This is a genomic window from Barnesiella sp. WM24 (genome assembly GCF_004570975.1).
GTDB lineage: Bacteria > Bacteroidota > Bacteroidia > Bacteroidales > Muribaculaceae > Muribaculum.
The window spans coordinates 56,245-74,447 of the sequence record NZ_SPPC01000005.1 but is presented as its reverse complement, the minus strand read 5'-3'; the positions used below and the strand labels follow the sequence as shown (position 1 = coordinate 74,447).

Sequence of the window (18,203 nt, the reverse complement as noted above, 5' to 3'; positions counted from 1 at the left end):
TACCGATGAAAGCACTTTGTAGCACGATTATAGCTTGTGGTATAGCGGGTCTCGCATATTCACAGCAGTCACTTTATCCGTCCACGTTTCCGCTTGGCGACGTGCAATTGCTTGACAGCCGTTTCAGCCATGCCTGCCAGCTTAATGTTGACGTGTTGCTGAAATATGATGTGGATCGTCTTCTTGCGCCTTATCTGAAAGAGGCGGGGCTGCAGCCAAAGGGGGAAAGTTTTCCTTGCTGGGATGGTCTTGACGGACATGTCGGCGGACACTATCTGTCGGCTCTTGCAATCCATTATGCCTCGACCGGCGATTTAAGGCTGAAGGAGCGCATGGAATACATGCTGTCGGAGCTGAAGCGATGTCAGGATGCTTCGGGCGACGGATATGTCGGCGGAGTGCCCGGCGGCGCGCCTCTTTGGGACGGATTGAAAAACGGCGACGTGCAGATGGTCTGGAAATATTGGGTACCCTGGTATAATGTCCATAAGATTTATGCCGGACTGCGTGATGCATGGCTCTATGCAGGAAGCACGCAGGCAAAGGATATGTTTCTGAGACTGTGTGACTGGGGGATAGGGGTTATCGAGCCGCTTTCCGACGCGCAGATGGAGGCGATGCTTGACCAGGAGTTTGGCGGTATGCCTGAGGTGTATGCCGATGCTTACGCTATTACTGGCGACACCCGCTATCTTGATGCCGCACGTCGGTTTTCTCATCACCGGCTTCTTGACAGCATGGCTGCCCATGTCGATAATCTTGATAACATGCATGCCAATACCCAGGTGCCTAAAGTGGTGGGCTACGAGCGTATCGCCGAAGTATCGGGGGATTCTCTTTATCTTGATGCCTCCGGCTTTTTCTGGGAGACAGTGACCGGAACACGCTCTTTGTCTTTTGGAGGAAACAGCCGTCGAGAGCATTTTGCCCCAAAGGATGACTGCAAGAGCTACGTTACCGACAGGGAGGGACCTGAGTCATGCAACACCAATAACATGCTGAAACTTACGGAAGGTCTTTTCAGAATGTCGCAGGAGGCACGGTATGCCGATTTCTACGAGCGTGCGTTGTACAACCACATCCTGTCGACGCAGCATCCCGGACATGGGGGATATGTCTACTTTACTCCGGCGCGCCCGGGGCATTACCGCGTGTATTCAAGCCCTAATTCAGGCATGTGGTGCTGTGTCGGGACAGGTATGGAGAACCACGGCAAATATGGTGAGTTTGTCTACAGTCATTTCGGTGATTCGCTCTATGTCAATCTTTTTATGCCGTCGCGTCTTGACTGGAAAGAGAGAGGCGTAAGACTAACCCAGATTACCGGTTTCCCCTATGAAGACTCTACGGAAATATCCGTTGAGGTTGACAAGCCGTCGCGATTCACCATGTTGCTGCGTCATCCCGGATGGTGTGATGGAATGGAGGTGACGGTCAATGGCAAGCCGGTAAAGGTCACTTCTTTGCCTCAGTCTTACATGGCGCTCGACCGCAAGTGGAAAAACGGCGACCGGATAGGCATAAAATTGCCGATGAAAGTATCGGTGGAGGAAGTGCCCAATGTGCCTGACTATATATCGGTGCTTTACGGCCCGGTCACTCTTGCTGCACGGTTTGGCAATGAGCGGCTCGACGGTCTTGTCGCCGATGACAGTCGTTGGGCTCATATAGCTCATGGACCTTTGGTGTCGGTTTTTGACACTCCGGTCATTATCGGCTCGCGCGATGAGATTGTCAACAAATTGGATGCTATGGTTCCGGTTGACGGCAAGCCGCTGCATTTCACTGTGCCCGGACTCTTCGGTGATAAGTTTGAGACGCTTGAGCTTGAGCCTTTTGCCGACATCCATGATGCACGTTACATCATTTATTGGCTCTCGATGACTCCGGAGCAATATGACAACTATCTTAAAGTGGAGAAAGCGGCTGAGGCTATGAGGCTTGACCTTGACAGGCGCACTGTCGATGTCGTGAAGCCGGGTGAGCAGCAGCCTGAAGCTGACCATTACATGGCGAGTGAAGGCTCAAAGACAGGCTATTTCAATGACGTTGCCTGGCGAGACGCGTCAAATGGAGGATTCTTCTCTTACCGCATGAATCCCGGAGGGGTGGAAGACGTGCGCTTGCTTGTGAAGTATTGGGGTAATGAGCCTGCGTCAAGGATTGTCGACATTTATGTTGACGGTGAATTGATAGCATCGGAATCGTTTTCGGGAAAGTGGAATGTAGATGAGTTTGTTACGGAGTCTTATAAGATTCCTGCCTCGCTTTCTTCGGCTGATGCTGTCACGGTTACGTTCCAAAGCCGCGAAAATACAAGCACGGGAGGCATCTACGATGTGCGCATCGTGAAGCCTTGATTTTGATAATTGGTATTATTAAAAGAATTAAAATCGATTATGTACAGGATATTATTATTTGGTTTATCGATGTTTGCAGTGTCGGCGGTCAGTGCCGATACTGTCACAAGCCCCGACGGACGACTTGTCGTTGAGGTATCGGTCAATGGGGACGGCGCTCCTTTATACAGTGTGATGTATGATGGTAAGACTTTCCTTCAGCCCTCGTCACTCGGCATGGTTGCCAACACGGGCGATTTCTCTCGCGGATTGTCCATGTCGGCGAAGTCAGGGATAAAGAATGTTTCCGACAGCTATTCTCTCCCCGGAATCAAGAAGAGCCACGTCAACTACGTGGCTAATGAGCAGTGGTTTACCTTTGCCAAGGACTCGCAGCCGGTGTTTGAACTCCAACTCAGGGTCGCGGACAATGACGTGGCGTTCCGCTACAGGATGTTGCCGGTGCGCGATACACGCAGTGCCGTGATTAAGGATGAGATTACAGGATTTTCCTTGCCGGAGGGGACAGTGACGTTTATGGCTCCGCAGAGCAAGCCGATGGGCGGATTTGCCCGCACCTCTCCAAGCTATGAGACTCCCTATGGAGTTGATGAGCCGATAGGGCGTAACGGTTGGGGTGAGGGCTATACCTTCCCCTGCCTGTTTAAGAATCCGGAAGGAGGATGGACTCTGATTTCAGAGACCGGGGTGGACGGTGCTTATTGTGGTTGCCGTCTTCTTTGGGATGACTCTGCCGGTTCTTATAAAGTGGGATTCCCTCAGGAAGGGGAGATGAACGGTCTTCATTCAGTGACTCCCGGCATTCCGTTGCCGGGGTTTACGCCGTGGCGCATAATCACTGTCGGCAATTCATTGTCACCGATTGTGGAGACAACCGCGCCATTTGATGTAGTGGAGCGTAAATATGAGCCGTCGCGCGACTATACCTACGGAAAAGGGACGTGGAGCTGGATCATCGGAATGGATGGTGCCACTAATTTTGACGAGCAGCTTAGGTATATAGATTTTGCCGCTGCAATGGGCTATAATTCTGTGCTCGTGGATGCTCTTTGGGATACACAGATAGGATATGACCGCGTTGAGGAGCTTGCGCGTTACGCCAAGTCTAAAGGAGTGGGGCTGTATCTGTGGTATAACTCCAACGGTTATTGGAATGATGCGCCTCAGGGGCCTCGCGGCATAATGGACAACGCAATCGCGCGGCGCCGCGAGATGAAGTGGATGCATGACAACGGCATACGCGGAATAAAGGTCGATTTCTTTGGCGGCGACAAGCAGCCTATGATGCAGCTTTATGAAGATATTCTTGCCGATGCCAATGACTATGGACTTCTGGTGATATTCCACGGCTGCACTTTGCCAAGAGGATGGGAGCGCATGTATCCCAATTATGCGGCAAGTGAGGCTGTGCTGGCAAGTGAAAATCTGCATTTCTCTCAGGGTAGCTGTGACGCGGAGGCATTTAACGCCACGATTCATCCCTTTGTCCGTAACACGGTAGGTAGCATGGATTTCGGAGGCAGTGCGCTCAACAAGTATTATAACGCGGCAAATGCCCCGGGTGGAAGCCGACGTGTGACTTCCGACGTGTTTGCTCTCGCCACCGCAGTGCTGTTTCAGAGTCCTGTACAGCATTTCGCACTTGCTCCGGGCAATATGACCGATGCACCGGCATGGGCTATTGACTTCATGAAGGAGGTACCGACCTTATGGGATGAAACTCTTTATGTCGACGGCTACCCCGGCAAGTATGTGATTCTTGCTCGCCGACACGGCGACATGTGGTATATTGCCGGAGTAAATGCTCAGAAAGACCCTGTTACGGTCAATCTACCATTGTCCATGTTTGCTCCCGGACAGGCTGTTACCGTGTATAGTGATGACAGCTCACTTAACGGTCAAGTAAAACAACTTAAAATCGATAAAAAACAGAGGTTGAGAATTTCCATGCCATGTAACGGCGGGGTTCTTATTAAAGGTAATAAATTATAAATCATGAAACATTCAGCTTATTTTATGCTTGCTCTCGCGCTTACGGCATGTGGCGGAAACAAGCAGTCTGATTCAACAGAGGAAACAAAGGATTCAGTCAAGACATTTGTATTTGCCGGAAATCCGCTTGTTAGAGACAAGTTTACCGCCGACCCGGCACCGATGGTACACGACGGCAGATTATATCTCTACGTAGGTCACGATGAGTTTTATGAAGGTCAGGACTCGGCTTCGGGAGGTAAGGAATTTAATATCACGGAATGGCTGTGTTATTCTACCGACGACATGAAAAACTGGACTGACCACGGTGCTGTGTTGAGTCCTGCCGATTTCAAGTGGGCGGTAGGAGAAGCGTGGGCGTCGCAGGTAGTGGAGAAAGATGGCAAGTTCTACTATTTTACCACTGTGCAGGGTGGAGAACCCTATGTTGGAAAGGCTGTCGGCGTAGCAGTCGCCGATACTCCTGTCGGTCCGTTTGTCGATGCTATAGGCAAGCCTCTTGTGTCTGACGACATGACTGACAATGGAAAGCGCGGATGGTGGAATGACATCGACCCGACAGTGCTTATCGACGGTGACGACGCGTGGCTGTGCTGGGGCAACGGTACATGTTTCCTTGCAAAGCTAAAGCCAAATATGATTGAACTTGACGGTGAAATTAAGGTTATTGATGTGCCTAACTATGTCGAGGGTCCGTGGCTTCACAAGCGAAATGACATATATTACCTCACTTACGCCTCTTTTGGCAAGGGCAGTGAGACAATATCTTATGCTACAGCTCCGTCAATGGATGGTCCCTGGACTCCGAGAGGTGAGCTTACCGGCAGTGCGGAAAACAGCTTTACCATACATCCGGGAATCATCGAGTTCAAGGGACAGCCTTATCTGTTCTATCATAATGCGACGCTTGAGCTTGACGGTCACAAGGGTGCGATAGGACGCCGTTCCGTATGTGTGGATTCTCTGTCATATAATCCCGACGGAACGATGAATTATGTCGTGCAGACTAAATAATTACATTTGCGATGGTTAGACATTTTCTGATATTTACGGTTGCCGCGATAATTGCTGTCGCGGCAACCGCTCAAGATAAGAATTTTCATATCTATCTTTGCCTCGGACAGTCAAATATGGAAGGAAATGCCCAGGTGGAGCCGATTGATCGTGTTGATGTCCCTGTGCGTTTTAAGGTGATGGCAGCTGTGGATTTCCCTCAGTCGGGACGGTCAAAGGGAGAATGGTACACGGCTGAACCGCCATTGGTAAGGCAATATACCGGGCTTACGCCTATGGATTATTTCGGGCGTACGATGATTGCCAATCTGCCTGAAGAGGTGGTTGTCGGTGTCGTGCCCGTGGCTGTCGGCGGCTGTCGTATCGAACAGCTCTCAAAGGATTTTGACCCTGCTTCGCTTGTCAATGAGGCTGACTGGCTTCAAAATATGATGAAGGAATATGGCAATGTGCCTTATGCCCGCTTGATTGAGTGTGCCCGTGAGGCTCAGAAATCAGGAGTAATCAAAGGCATTCTGCTGCATCAGGGAGAGTCCAATGCCGGACAGCAGGACTGGACGCTTAAAGTAAAAAGGCTCTATGACGACATAATAGCCGACCTCGGGTTGAATGCAGCCGAGGTGCCGCTTATTGCCGGAGAAGTCGTGACCACGGCACAGGGCGGTGTGTGCGGCGGCCATAATGCTGTCGTCAACATGCTTCCGTCGGTTATCCCTAATGCTCATGTGGTATCCGCTGCAAATCTGCCGCAGAAAGGCGACGGATTGCATTTCACTGCCCACGGCTATCGTGTGCTCGGATGCCGTTATGCTGTGGCGATGCTTGCTACAATGGGGATTACCGACCCGAAGGTGGAATATTCGGAGGAAATTCCCTTTGTGCCGCAGCCTGAGCCTGCAGAAGGTGACTTTGTGTTTGATTTCAAGTATTTTAATCCTGACATATGGGAAGACGGGTCGTTTGATGCGTCAACCAACACTTTCATTGCGGGACAATATGGTTTCGGCGGCTGGGAGTATGACAAGCCGATTGACCTGTCGGGCTACCGCTATATAGTCGCCGAACTTGAAGAGCCGGAGACCAATGGCGTGGAATTTCGCGTGTTTGACACGGCAAGTTATTGGGCGACTCCTTATTCGTCAAAATTCAACGGCGGCAAGCTTATAGTTGCCGAGCTTGACGGGATGATGAAAAATACGGAATCGGGCATTGTGCCGCTGAAGACATCAGAGGTCTATCGTGTAGGCTTCTGGGCTTATGGTTTCAAGCCCGTGATTATAAAGCATGTCTATGCCACTAACAATAACCCTTATGCGGGCGTGACTGACTGCGTGTCGGTTGACAATGAGTCGGCGGTTGTCTATGACCTGTCGGGTAGACTGGTCGCGGCTGATGGTGACGCGCTGGCTTCACTTGCAGGAGGACTGTATATAACACAAGGAAAGATAATCTCAATTAGATAATAATCTTGAATATAATGCCATGAAAACTTTTTCTTTTCTTAATGTCATAATGTTGACGGCTCTGCTTGCCGCTTGCTCCGTCAAGGTGCCTGACGAAAATGTGACCGACTCTGACGATGTGCCGGCGCTAACCCCCGACTATACAGGTATCGTGATGCCCCCGAATATCGCACCCATGAATTTTGAAATCGACATGCCCGGAGAGCGTTATGTGACTAAGGTGGAGGGCAATGCCGGAACTCCGCTTGTAGTGGAAGGCAAGATGGTGAAATTTGACATGAACGATTGGCACAGGTTGCTCGAGGCAAATAAAGGCGATGACCTGCGATATTCGGTTTACGTAAGTGGCGGTGACGGTCGCTGGACACGATATGGTTTTATCAACCATGTTGCCAATGACTCCATCGACAGGTATTTTTCCTATCGCCTTATCGAGCCGTCATATGTGCAATATGGCGCTTTGTCGATAAATCAGCGTGACTTGTCGAGCTTTGACGAGTCGGTGATTTTTAACAATGCTTTTCCCTGCGAGGAGTCAAGAGGGTTCTGTATAAATTGTCATGTCCCGCGTAATCAAAATGCCGACGGGATGTCGCAGTTTCATGTAAGGCAGTTCAACGGGGGAACAGTGATTATAAACGGTGACAAGGCGGAAAAAGTGAATCTCAAGACCGACAGTACACTCTCTGCCGGCGTTTATCCTGCATGGCATCCAACGCTGAATCTGATAGCTTATTCCGTCAACGAGACTCATCAGCGCTTTTTTACCGGCGACAATCAGAAGGTTGAGGTCATTGATGGCTCGTCGGGACTGATACTTTATGATGTCGACAGAGGGACAGTCTCCACGATTGTGGATAGCCCTGATGTCATGGAGACATTTCCTGCATGGTCTTCCGACGGGACGAAGCTATATTATTCGGCGGCGAGGTATCCTGCCGGAGTGACACCTGACAATGTCGATGCATCTTTTGACAGTCTGCATTACGACATACTTGTCATGGACTTCAATCCTGCCGAGAGAAGCTTCTCGGTGCCTGACACGGTTGTAGCTGCATCGTCAAGAGGGAAGAGCGCCCTGCTCCCGCGCATATCGCCCGATGGCAAGTGGCTCCTTTTCTGTGAGGCTGATTATGGGACCTTTCACATATGGCATAAAGACAGCGATCTCTTTGTCGTCAATCTTTCTTCGGGAGAGATTATTCCGCTTTCCGGTGCCAACAGTGATGATACTGACAGCTATCATTCATGGTCGTCAGGTTCACGGTGGATAATCTTTAGCTCGCGTCGTGACGACGGTTCCTATACGCGCCCTTACATAACATATTTTTCACCGGAGGGAACAGCCTCCAAGGCATTTGTCGTTCCGCAGGAAGACACTTCATATTATAAGAATCTGATGAAGTCTTATAATGTGCCTGAGTTTATGGTGCAGCCAGTAAAAGTGCCGCGGCGTGAGCTTGTCAGGACAGTCGGCGCGGAGGCTGTACGGGCTGTATATGAGTAGGCAGCTGATTATACGAAAAGCGTCTCTGCCGGATTTTCCGGGATGGAATTGAACTCACGGCTCTCCTTGATTAATTCCGGATTGTCAATATAGCGCTGGAAGTGTCTTGCCCAGTCGCGATGGAATATGGTGTTAAGAAGCAGCCGGTTATAGCGTGATGCAAGTTCATATTCACCGTGCATGATTGAGTTCCTTACCATATATTTCAGATAAAACGCCCTTGTCCCGTATTTCACCGTGTGCTCCATTGCCCAGCGGTAGCTGCCGTGGGTGTTTCCGAGATGATAATATACAGGCACGTTGACAAATGCCGACATAAGAAACTCTTCCTTGTGTCTTGGTGATGCGTTCCTGTCGGTCGGATTATGACTTACTTTCTCATTTCCGCCGCCAAGCTTTATACGGGCGAGGTTGCCTATTATTTTCATTGTAAAGGTGGGCGGTTCCTTTATGTGGTTCATGATATAGGCTATCTTATCCCATCTCATGGTGTCGATATGCTGCATCATAAGCACGGTGGCTCTGAACTGTTCGCTTTTCTGTCCGGCGACAGCGCCATAGCATCCTGAGGCAAGAATCACACAGCAAGTTATAATTCGGCCCGCCCTTAATGGCTTGGCAGTCATTGCCGCCGCCGGCTGGATTAATGTGGAGAGTATTATGCCGGCAAATGGCAGCCAGAGATAGATGTCGTGCTTTTTCATAAGAAAGTCAGGCAGACCTTCAAGATACAGCAGCCTGCTGTCGCCGGCAAAGCCGTCATATAGATAATAGTAAAGCTGTGGTACAATTATTATGGCGACAAGAGTTATAAGGATGATTGTGCTTGCCGACAGCTTGTGGCGCTTGAATTGCTGCATCAACCCGATTATCCCTAAGATTATCCCGAGGATTGCGTAGAATCCAAGTGGCATGAACAATAATGTGCATGCCGTCAGGAATATCCCGCGCCAAAGCACTCCGCTGATGATGCGTGCCGCGTCGGCGATGAAGAGAGAGCTGATGATGCCGAGGGTAGGGGCGAAGAGATAGCCGGGATAGTTGATTGAGACCCATGCCTCGTCAAGAACGAGCACGGATACAAGGAGAAACAGAGACGGAAGCATGGAGAGCCCGCGCATACCTTCCGGTAGCCTCCATATACGGTCACTGAGCAATCCGGCTATCACCCAGAGTGATATGAGTATCGCGCTTCCGAGCCATGGATAATACATAAACTGGGTAAGCCATGAACCGGCATATTGGAGCATTCCACCGGGATAGTGAAGCATGTGGTGCAGAAACGAGCCGCCTGTCATGAAAAGCGACATTTCGTCATACCACCGGAGGATGTAGCCGTTACGTATCGGCAACATTATGAATGAGAATACTATAAATGCAAATATAATTGCACGGAGACTTGTCAAGTGACGCATCTTGCTGGAAATCATACTGTTTCTCCCCCCCTATCAGTCTTTGAGTTAACATATTCTGTAGGAGTCATGCCAAACAGAGCCTTGAATGATGTGGCAAAGTTATTGGCATTCTTAAAGCCGGTCAGCGCGGCGGCCTCCGATACACTCAGGCGTTTTTCGCTCATCAGTTTAGCAGCCTGGCGCAGCCTTGTGTTGCGTATGAAGTCGCGGGGCGACTGATTGGTGAGTTCCTTCAGCCTTCGGTGAAGATGCACGCGGCTCATGCCTACTTCCTCCGCGAGCATTTCCACCGTGATGTCGGGGTTGGAAATGTTTTTGTCAAGAACCTTCATAATGCGCTCCATAAGCTTTTCATCGGTTGACGACACATTGATGTTAACCTTTGCGTCATGACTCTGGTTGCCGCTGTAAATGTTGCGCAGCCGCTTGTGGGAGAGAAGAAGATTATTGACAGTAGAGATGAGCACATCTATGTTGAACGGCTTGGTGATGTAAGCGTCGGCCCCCGACTGCAATCCTTCTATGTTGTCCTTGTCCTGCGACTTGGCGGTAAGGAGTATCACGGGAATATGCTGCAGGTTGATATTTTTCTTGATTTTACGGGTAAGCGCGAGACCGTCGATTTCCGGCATCATCACGTCGCTTATTATCAGCGACGGTGATTTCTTGAATATCAGGTCAAGGGCTTCTTTGCCGTTACTGCACTCTTCCACCTTATAGCGCGATGAAAGTTCCTTTTTGATATAGTGGCGTATCTCCTCGTCATCCTCAACGATGAGTATTCGCTCGTTGGAGACTGATTTTGGATTGTTCTCTTCCGCCGGCTCTTCGGGCAGGTCGGGAGTGACCGCCTCATCTCCCGTCTCGGCAGCGACAGGCTCAAGAGCGATGTCGCTTACTTTAAGATGGGAATTGCCCTGAGGGAGGCGGATGACAAAACGGGAGCCTTGACCATCGGGATTATCCGATACTTCTATTGTGCCGTAATGTAGCTGTACGAGAGAATTGACGAGGTGAAGTCCTATACCTGTTCCCTTGATGTTGCTGGTGTCGACTTGATAGAAGCGCTCGAAGATGTGAAGTCGGTCTTCTTCCGGTATGCCGATGCCGGTATCGCTTACTGAAATCTCCACATATTCACCGAGCGGAGAATCGTCGTCGGGATTTACTCCGGTCTTGAGGTCGATGTCAATCTTGCCGCCGTCGGGAGTAAACTTTACGGCATTGGACAGCAGGTTCATTATTATCTTGTCAAAGTTGGCGGCGTCTACCCAGGCTGAAATTTCATCATTCTCTCCGTGATTGAATGAAAGAGTGATGTTATGGTCGGAAGTGACCTGGGAGAATGTGGCACACAAGTCCTCAATCATCGGGACAAGGTTGGCTTCGGTAAATGTAAGGTGCATCTGACTCTTGTCAATCTTTCTTATGTCCATGATTTCATTAACAAGGCGCAGGATGCGTTTTGCATTGCGGTGGATGAGCCTGTACTCTTTCTGTCGCGACGGGTCGGGGTCGTTGTTAATCAGTTTCTCGATAGGACTGATCACAAGGGTCATCGGTGTCCTGATCTCATGGGAGATATTGGTGAAAAATTGCAGGCGTGCCTCTTTCATCTGGTCGCTGTTTTCTCTCTCCATGATCTCTTTTCTGTGAAGCTGGCGCTTCTTGTACTGATTGAGAAAGTACCATGCGACAAGAGCGATAAGCAGGATATATACAAGACGCGCGAGCATGGAGTTGTACCACACCGGTGCAATGTCGATTTTTATTGACAAAACATCTGACTCGACATCGTTGTCGACAGCTTTGACCTTTAGGGTGTGCATGCCCGGGTTTATATTGCTGAAGTTCACTCTATTGACATTGTAGGGTAGTGTTTCCCAGTCATCGTCGTCAAGTGAATACATGAACACTACCGATTCCGGACGGTTTAGCTCATATGTGCTGAACTCAATTGAAAATGAATTGTCGTAGTGAGACAGGTTGATTCTCTCCGCTTCGTAGATCGGGCGGTCAATAATGTCGCGAAATCCTGACTTGGAGCCTACCTTTACCGGATTGCCGTGAAGATAGAAGTCCACTATTCGTGTCGTGTATTTTATACCGCTGTTTTTTATGTCGTTTGGCGAGAAGAAGGTTATGCCGTTCATGCCGCCGAAATACATTATGCCTCTGTTGTCTTTATACGAAACATTTTTGTAAAATTCATTGCTTTGCAGTCCGTTATCGGCATGATAGTTGGAAAATTTACGTCCTGTTATGTCGAAGCGCGACAGCCCGGAACTGGTACTGAGCCAAAGGGCGTTTATGCTTTCTCTCTGGATTGCATATACTGTGTTTGACGGGAGTCCGTCGGCGGTGGTATAGTTTACGATCTCTCCGCTTTCCGGGTCGTAGCCGAGCAATCCGGTAGAGGTGCCACACCATATCTTTCCGGTCGGCTCCTCCTGGATGCAGTAAACTATTGTGCCGCGCTTTATCGATGATACCTTTACCGAGTTACTGTCGTTGCAGTTATCGGCAGCAAACAGTCCGTCGTAGGTGCCGAGATATAGACGCCGTTTGTTGGCGGAATATAGAATGCTGCCTACCCATAGATTTATATGAGAGGAGATAGTCTCGTTTTTTACCGCCTTCTTTTCTTTGGGATTGTAGGTGAACACACCGCTGCCCATTGACGCAATCCATACATTGCCGTCATCGTCACCGGAAAATCCATATACACTCAGTGATTTGCGAGTGTCGCCGGTCTCGATATACTCTACATTGCCGGTGTTTTTGTCAAGCAGACCCCAGCCTTCGAGATAAGAGCCGATGAGCAGATGGTCTTTGTCGTCCATCATGCCCATTATCACCGTAGGCAACCCTTTTTCATAATGATTTCTCAAGGTAAGGTCAGGGTTAAGGGCGTAGATGCCTCCTTTGTCGGTTCCTACCCACAAAACACCGCGGTCGTCCTTGCAGAGCGCGGTGACACATTTGTCGCCGATTACATTATGTATGGCGGAGCGGTTGCCGATATAGCCGAATGTACTCTGACGTTCAGGAAACATGACAACTCCTTTCTGGAATATCCCAAGCCAGAAATTGTCAAAATTGTCTTTCAGCACGTGATGGACCTTTTCTCCGGGAAGATTGAAGTCAAGCTGGCCTCGGAAGAACTCTTTTATCTGCTCGGTGCGTGGATTAAAAGTCTTCAGTCCCTGTCCGTCGGTTGCTATCAGTATGAGTCCGCTCGCCGGGTCGTTGATAAGGTTTTTTATCGACAGGTCGGAGCCGTCGGCTGTGGTGAATCGGGTAAACGTGTCGGTGGCGGGTTCATAGCGGTATAGCCCTGTGCGCATGCTTCCGGTATATATTTTACCGTCATTTCCCATTACGATGGTTTCAAGGAAGCGTTTTGCCGGATGATGCTTCATTACGGTCGTGTGACCCTTTGTGTCGATGCGGTAGATATAGTTGTTTTCAGCATCCCTGCCAAGCACCCAGAGATTGCTGTCGTTATCCTCGATAATTCGGTAAGGAGAGGCATTTATCTCTTTGTCATACTTTAGCCGGCTGATTATGGCTTTTCCGTCTTTTATCTCTTCAAATTTATAGATGTCATCGTTTAGAAACAACACATCTCCGTTTTTGCGCTCGAGAATACGCGATACGGGCTGAATCTTCTCGACGCCCTCACGTGTAACCACAGGCAGCTTTTTAGAGAAACGGTCGGCTCCACGGTCATAAATCTGAAGTCCGGCATATGTGCTGATAAATAATTCCCGGTTACTATGCTCGAAAATCAGGTTGACAAAGTTATGGCAGAGTGATGTCGAATCACCCGGAATGTTGTGATAGACCGTGAATTTAGAACCGTCGTATCGGTTAAGTCCGTCTTCGGTGGCAATCCATATCATTCCGTAGCTGTCTTGAAACAGTTGATTGATAAGACTGCTTGACAGTTCATGGTCAGAAGAAAAGTACCTGTGAGACTGAGCTTTTGCTGACAATAAGCATATAAAGGTCAGCGACAATAGCAGAATTACTCTTTTGATTGTCATGGATTTTAAGGCGATATCGTTTTGGGTATTCAAGCTAATTTCTATTACAAAATTAAACAAAATCTTGCATATTGTAAATGGCAAATGCCGGTTTTAACAGTAATGACGGTGATTATGCTTGCTTTTTATCGTTTAATTAGGTACAGAGCGGGTAAAAAATCCGATGTTTTTTACCTGCCCTGTACGTGCTCTGTACAAATATATCATTTTATCTAATCAATATCTTTTTACGGTCGATTATATACAGCCCGGGTTCAAGGCTATTGATTTGTCCGCGTTCAAGCCCGTGCTTTACAAGGCGTCCGGTTATGTCATATACATTGACAAAGGGTGATGTCGCTTGATTTTTGTCGGAGATGGTTTCTTCGATTCCGGCAGCATGCTCGTTGGCCCACGCCTCAAGGGTGTTGCGGAGTGCGAAAAACGCGTATTTGGGTTTATATTCCGAATTGAAGAGCAGAGGGTCGGGACTGCGCCATGACTTGTCGTCGGTCACACCCCATACCACGAAATTGCGTATATGGTCATGCTTCAAAGCCACGTCCATCAGCGCCTTGTAGTCTTCGCCCTGGCGTATGTGCTGCTCGTAGTTGCCTGCTTCCCAAGTGGTGATGTCAAGCTCGGTAAGGCTCACCTCTACCCCGAGATCGGCGTAGCGCTTAACGTTGTTTTCAAATTTTGCGGCATCAACACCCAGACCGAGATGACACTGGAATCCTACGCCGTGAACGGGGATATTGCTTTTAAGAAGACGTTTTACCAGATTATAATATGCCTCTGTCTTTGCGTCGCCCTTGAAGTCGGCACCGTAATCATTGATATAGAGTATCGCCTCAGGGTCGGCGCGATGGGCATATACAAATGCCGAGTCGAGGAAATCTTCGCCGATGACATTGTACCACACTGACTTGCGCATGTTGTATTTGGACGGCTGGCTGTATACGATGCTCTGATCGTCGTCAAGACACTCGTTGACTACATCCCACTCCCTGATTTTACCCTTGTAGCGGGTCATGACGGTGGTGATATGGTCCTTCATGATTTTAAGCAGTTCATCGCGGGTATATCCTTTGCCGCCGTTGCCTTTGTCGTTTTTGTAACCGTCGGAGGTGACCCAGGGAAGTGTCTGAGAATGCCACACCAGTGTGTGACCGCGTATTTCCATGCCATGACGTTCGGCAAGACCGACAAGGCGGTCGGCGTCCCACCACGAGAATTTTCCTTTTTCGGGCTGGAGATAAGCCGGTTTCATCTGGTTTTCACCAACTATGATATTGAAATTGCTGTAAATGGTCTGTGCTGCGATATTATTGTCGTCGACCACGTCATCGTTCCACGCCGGTACGGCGCATCCGAAACCGATACCACACTTGTCGGCATGATGGCGGAGCGTCTCCTCCGGATTGGTCATGTCGTAGTCGCTCTCGGTTGAGATAATACGGATATTGTCAAGGTAATATTCCATATCGATGCTGTTGAAGCCGATATAGAACTTATCGCTCGTGGTGTTGACCGGGTTAATGGGGTAGGTGCGCGATACCCATTTGCCGGTTTCTCCCTGAAAGACAAATTCGTTGTCTACATTATGGAGATATTCGTCACCGATGCCGCAGCGGAACTGGCGGTAATGGTCGGTCTCGGTGTTGGGGCGGTAGAGGTCAAATGCAATGAGTCCGTAACCGTCGGCTATATCTTCGGCTGTTACCCCGGTTAAGTTTAGTTCGGCAAGCGTGTTCCAGCTCGCGTTTTTAACATGTAGCACTTTCCCCGGTTTTCCTGTCGGGTCATTTGTTATCTCTGCTTTTGAGGCTGTGCTTCCGTCTTCGCTGTAGTAGTCTCTCATCGCCACTTTGTCTCCGACGCTGTAATCCTCGAAATCAAAGAGTATCTTTTCATCGGCAATCGCTGTAAGCGTTGCTGCCGCGCAGATGATGCTGATAAATTTTCGGGTCATTATTTTAAGGCTGAATTATTATTTTACTGTAAGTTTGGCAGAACAGTCGCCGTAATTCACGATGATTATGCCATTGAGTTTATTGACCGGAATTGCATTAACTCCATTTGTTGCGACTGTATGTCCAAGCAATAGCCCGTCGGTTGAGTAGAGATTGATTGTTTCTCCGGCTACGGCATTGCTTACTATGAGTATGCCATCCTTTATATATGGTTGATTGTTGCTGTCGGTCAGTTTGGCGAGCGATGCGTTTTTGTCGGTGATGAGTACGACTGAATAGTTGTCGGCACACTCGCGCTCTTCAATACGCCATCCCTTCGGTGCGTCAAGGTCAAACATCCATTTCGCCGACTCGTCGAGAGCTTCTTTCTTTTTGGCAGAGATAATGGTAAACTCGTCGCCATCGTTGAAAACGGCACCGGGGGCTACGGAGAGTTTTATAAGCGGCATCTTGTCGCTCTCTTCAAATTCTTCCGTCAGATTATAATAACGAATGGCATTGCTTACTTCTATTTTATCGCAGCCGTCTGTTCCAAGCTCAATTTCGATCCGAGTTGACGGGCGTACGATTAGTGATACCGGTGAGCCTCCGGCGAAGTCAGCAAGTGTCAGAGTGCCGATATTGTCGTTTCCGGGCTGTAGCGAGCCAAAGAGGTCGACATTCCCGCTGATATTGCCTGAGCCACCAAGTATTGCACTGCTTTTTACAAATATCTGCGTCTCATCGATTTCGTGCATGCTACCGGTGGCACCCGATAGATTGCCGTTGCGGGCTTCTTCCGTGTTATTGCTTACAAGTATCCTTCCGTCTTGTATTCTTATACCACCTGTAAGGCGGTTGTTATTATTGGTGATAGTGTAAGTGCCCTTGCCTTCCTTAATCAATCCGAGGAGCTGACCTTTTACGACTTTGCCTTCTTTTTCCGGCGGACACATGCGTCCTGACAATATTCCGTCAGTACCGGTAGTTCCTATTATGAAATAGGAACGAGCTTTTTCCGATGACTTATAGTAACCGTAAAGATTGGCTTTTTCGGCGAGATGCAGCTCACCTATGCACACTCCGCGGTCGTTGCTTTCAGTTGCAAGCGCTGTTCCGTCAGTGGCAATTACTTTGCAATGCTCAAATACGTGATTTGTGCGATTTATACTGTAATCTTCCGGACTGAACGTCTTGTTGCCTTCAAAAACAAGTCCGTAAAAGCCTGCGGTTGAAATGACATCTTTGTAGGGATATAGGGTCACTGTACCGGTATATGCACTCCAGTCGGGTTGTTCCTTCTTTTTCTGGTGTCCCATATATGATCGTTCTCCTCCGCAATATATATTTATATCACCGGTTCCTGTCATGGGAGAGGTCCAGTAAGTATAGCGAGAGGTGTACACATCAACTGAATTGCCGTTAAGGATAATTGGAGTTGTGACTTCAGCATAGCTGCTTGACGTATTGTCAATACAGAAGTCGATTGCACCCTCGTTAACATTGATTGATTTTCCAAATCCGGCTGTAGTATTGACTGACGCCAGGCGTAATCTTCCGTTTATTAGATTAGTGCCGCCCTCAAGTTCGTTTGCCACACCTAATGTCACGTCAGCCCCGTTGTCTATGACAAGGGTTCCCCGACCAGTAATCTTTCCACCGTTTTCCCCGGGCAGAATGGTGTAAGAGTAACGATTATTGTTAAATGTGACATCAAAAGCCTTGATAATAGCTTCTGTTCTTACGATTTGGTCGGCACCGGGTTCATCATTGAATATTGCGCTGTTACCTTCCCTAAACGTTACAGGCGTGGTTCCGTCGGTGAAGTTTGGTGTCGTCGCCATGTCCCATACATTTGACTTTTCTCCAGTCCAAATTGCGGTTCCTGTGGTCTGAGATGCTGATCCCGACAGAATTATGTTGTCAATATAGTAGTCGGCTTTGTCATTATTAAACCCGATATAGAGAGCAGTCGCGTTATTCTTTACTGATTTAAAATTGTAATTGCGCTGTTGCCATTTCTCTTCTTCACCCTGATGGGGATATCCTTCGTCACGATACAGTTCGTCATCGCCGAGCATAATTACCCATTGCATATAGTCATCATCTGAAGAGGCGAGACGGAGTAGGTCAAATTGAATGGTCTGATATGTGTCACAGAAGTTTTGTCCGGTTATTCCTTCCGGTAATGGAATAGACACGAGGGTCTCCCATGAATCTGACTTTATACACAATACTTTGTTGGCATCTTTTGTGTGATCCTCTGTAACGGTAGCTGATGCATTTGCAGTCTCTCCTTTAATGTGTTTCATGTCGAAGACATCGCCGATGGCGTTGTCCTCAAAGTCGTGGATTTTTAGCTCTGCAGCGTCAGCTGAAAGAGCTATGCATCCGGCTAATAAAATTGGCAGTTGTTTCATAAATGATGCTTCTGTGCGGTATTAAGTTGGTTTGTACTGTCCAATGTTT

Annotated in this window: 9 protein-coding genes; 5 read left to right on the top strand and 4 right to left on the bottom strand. The window is 48.7% G+C overall.

Going from position 1 to position 18,203, the window contains the following annotated elements; genetic code table 11:
- Nucleotides 1-5: 5 nt before the first annotated feature.
- From E4T81_RS06525 to E4T81_RS06505, 5 genes are read left to right on the top strand one after another with little or no spacing between them, the layout of a single operon-like run.
- The gene (locus E4T81_RS06525; RefSeq protein WP_135042600.1) at nucleotides 6-2,360 is read left to right on the top strand and encodes a glycoside hydrolase family 127 protein; all 2,355 of its coding nucleotides are present in this window, start codon (nucleotides 6-8) and stop codon (nucleotides 2,358-2,360) included.
- A gap of 39 nt (nucleotides 2,361-2,399) precedes the next feature.
- Nucleotides 2,400-4,352, top strand: coding sequence for a glycoside hydrolase family 97 protein (locus E4T81_RS06520; protein WP_135042598.1), 1,953 nt, complete (start codon nucleotides 2,400-2,402; stop codon nucleotides 4,350-4,352).
- A gap of 3 nt (nucleotides 4,353-4,355) precedes the next feature.
- On the top strand, nucleotides 4,356-5,366 hold the full coding sequence (locus tag E4T81_RS06515) for a glycoside hydrolase family 43 protein (protein ID WP_135042597.1): 1,011 nt from the start codon (nucleotides 4,356-4,358) through the stop codon (nucleotides 5,364-5,366).
- A gap of 11 nt (nucleotides 5,367-5,377) precedes the next feature.
- On the top strand, nucleotides 5,378-6,829 hold the full coding sequence (locus tag E4T81_RS06510; protein ID WP_135042595.1) for a sialate O-acetylesterase: 1,452 nt from the start codon (nucleotides 5,378-5,380) through the stop codon (nucleotides 6,827-6,829).
- A gap of 19 nt (nucleotides 6,830-6,848) precedes the next feature.
- Nucleotides 6,849-8,336: a PD40 domain-containing protein gene (locus E4T81_RS06505; RefSeq protein ID WP_135042592.1), complete on the top strand. Its 1,488-nt coding sequence runs from the start codon at nucleotides 6,849-6,851 to the stop codon at nucleotides 8,334-8,336.
- 8 nt (nucleotides 8,337-8,344) lie between these two features.
- On the opposite strand, the gene E4T81_RS06500 is transcribed toward E4T81_RS06505, so the two are convergent.
- The 4 genes from E4T81_RS06500 to E4T81_RS06485 form a co-directional block, all read right to left on the bottom strand.
- Entirely contained in the window at nucleotides 8,345-9,751 is a 1,407-nt protein-coding gene (locus E4T81_RS06500; protein ID WP_256371510.1) for a DUF6057 family protein, read from the bottom strand.
- An 11-nt stretch (nucleotides 9,752-9,762) separates the two neighbouring features.
- Nucleotides 9,763-13,800: a response regulator gene (locus E4T81_RS06495; RefSeq protein ID WP_135042588.1), complete on the bottom strand. Its 4,038-nt coding sequence runs from the start codon at nucleotides 13,798-13,800 to the stop codon at nucleotides 9,763-9,765.
- Between the two features lie 208 nt (nucleotides 13,801-14,008).
- Complete coding sequence (locus E4T81_RS06490) at nucleotides 14,009-15,754, bottom strand: endo-1,4-beta-xylanase (RefSeq protein WP_135042586.1); 1,746 nt, start codon at nucleotides 15,752-15,754, stop codon at nucleotides 14,009-14,011.
- Between the two features lie 18 nt (nucleotides 15,755-15,772).
- Nucleotides 15,773-18,154 carry a hypothetical protein gene (locus E4T81_RS06485; RefSeq protein WP_135042584.1) on the bottom strand — a complete coding sequence of 794 codons (2,382 nt, stop codon included), beginning with the start codon at nucleotides 18,152-18,154 and terminating at the stop codon, nucleotides 15,773-15,775.
- Between the last annotated feature and the right edge of the window lie 49 nt (nucleotides 18,155-18,203).

Coding starts and splice junctions, on each gene's coding strand:
- E4T81_RS06525 (WP_135042600.1), top strand. CDS start 6: ATGAAAGCACTTTGTAGCACGATTATAGCTTGTGGTATAGCGGGTCTC.
- E4T81_RS06520 (WP_135042598.1), top strand. CDS start 2,400: ATGTACAGGATATTATTATTTGGTTTATCGATGTTTGCAGTGTCGGCG.
- E4T81_RS06515 (WP_135042597.1), top strand. CDS start 4,356: ATGAAACATTCAGCTTATTTTATGCTTGCTCTCGCGCTTACGGCATGT.
- E4T81_RS06510 (WP_135042595.1), top strand. CDS start 5,378: ATGGTTAGACATTTTCTGATATTTACGGTTGCCGCGATAATTGCTGTC.
- E4T81_RS06505 (WP_135042592.1), top strand. CDS start 6,849: ATGAAAACTTTTTCTTTTCTTAATGTCATAATGTTGACGGCTCTGCTT.
- E4T81_RS06500 (WP_256371510.1), bottom strand. CDS start 9,751: ATGCGTCACTTGACAAGTCTCCGTGCAATTATATTTGCATTTATAGTA.
- E4T81_RS06495 (WP_135042588.1), bottom strand. CDS start 13,800: ATGACAATCAAAAGAGTAATTCTGCTATTGTCGCTGACCTTTATATGC.
- E4T81_RS06490 (WP_135042586.1), bottom strand. CDS start 15,754: ATGACCCGAAAATTTATCAGCATCATCTGCGCGGCAGCAACGCTTACA.
- E4T81_RS06485 (WP_135042584.1), bottom strand. CDS start 18,154: ATGAAACAACTGCCAATTTTATTAGCCGGATGCATAGCTCTTTCAGCT.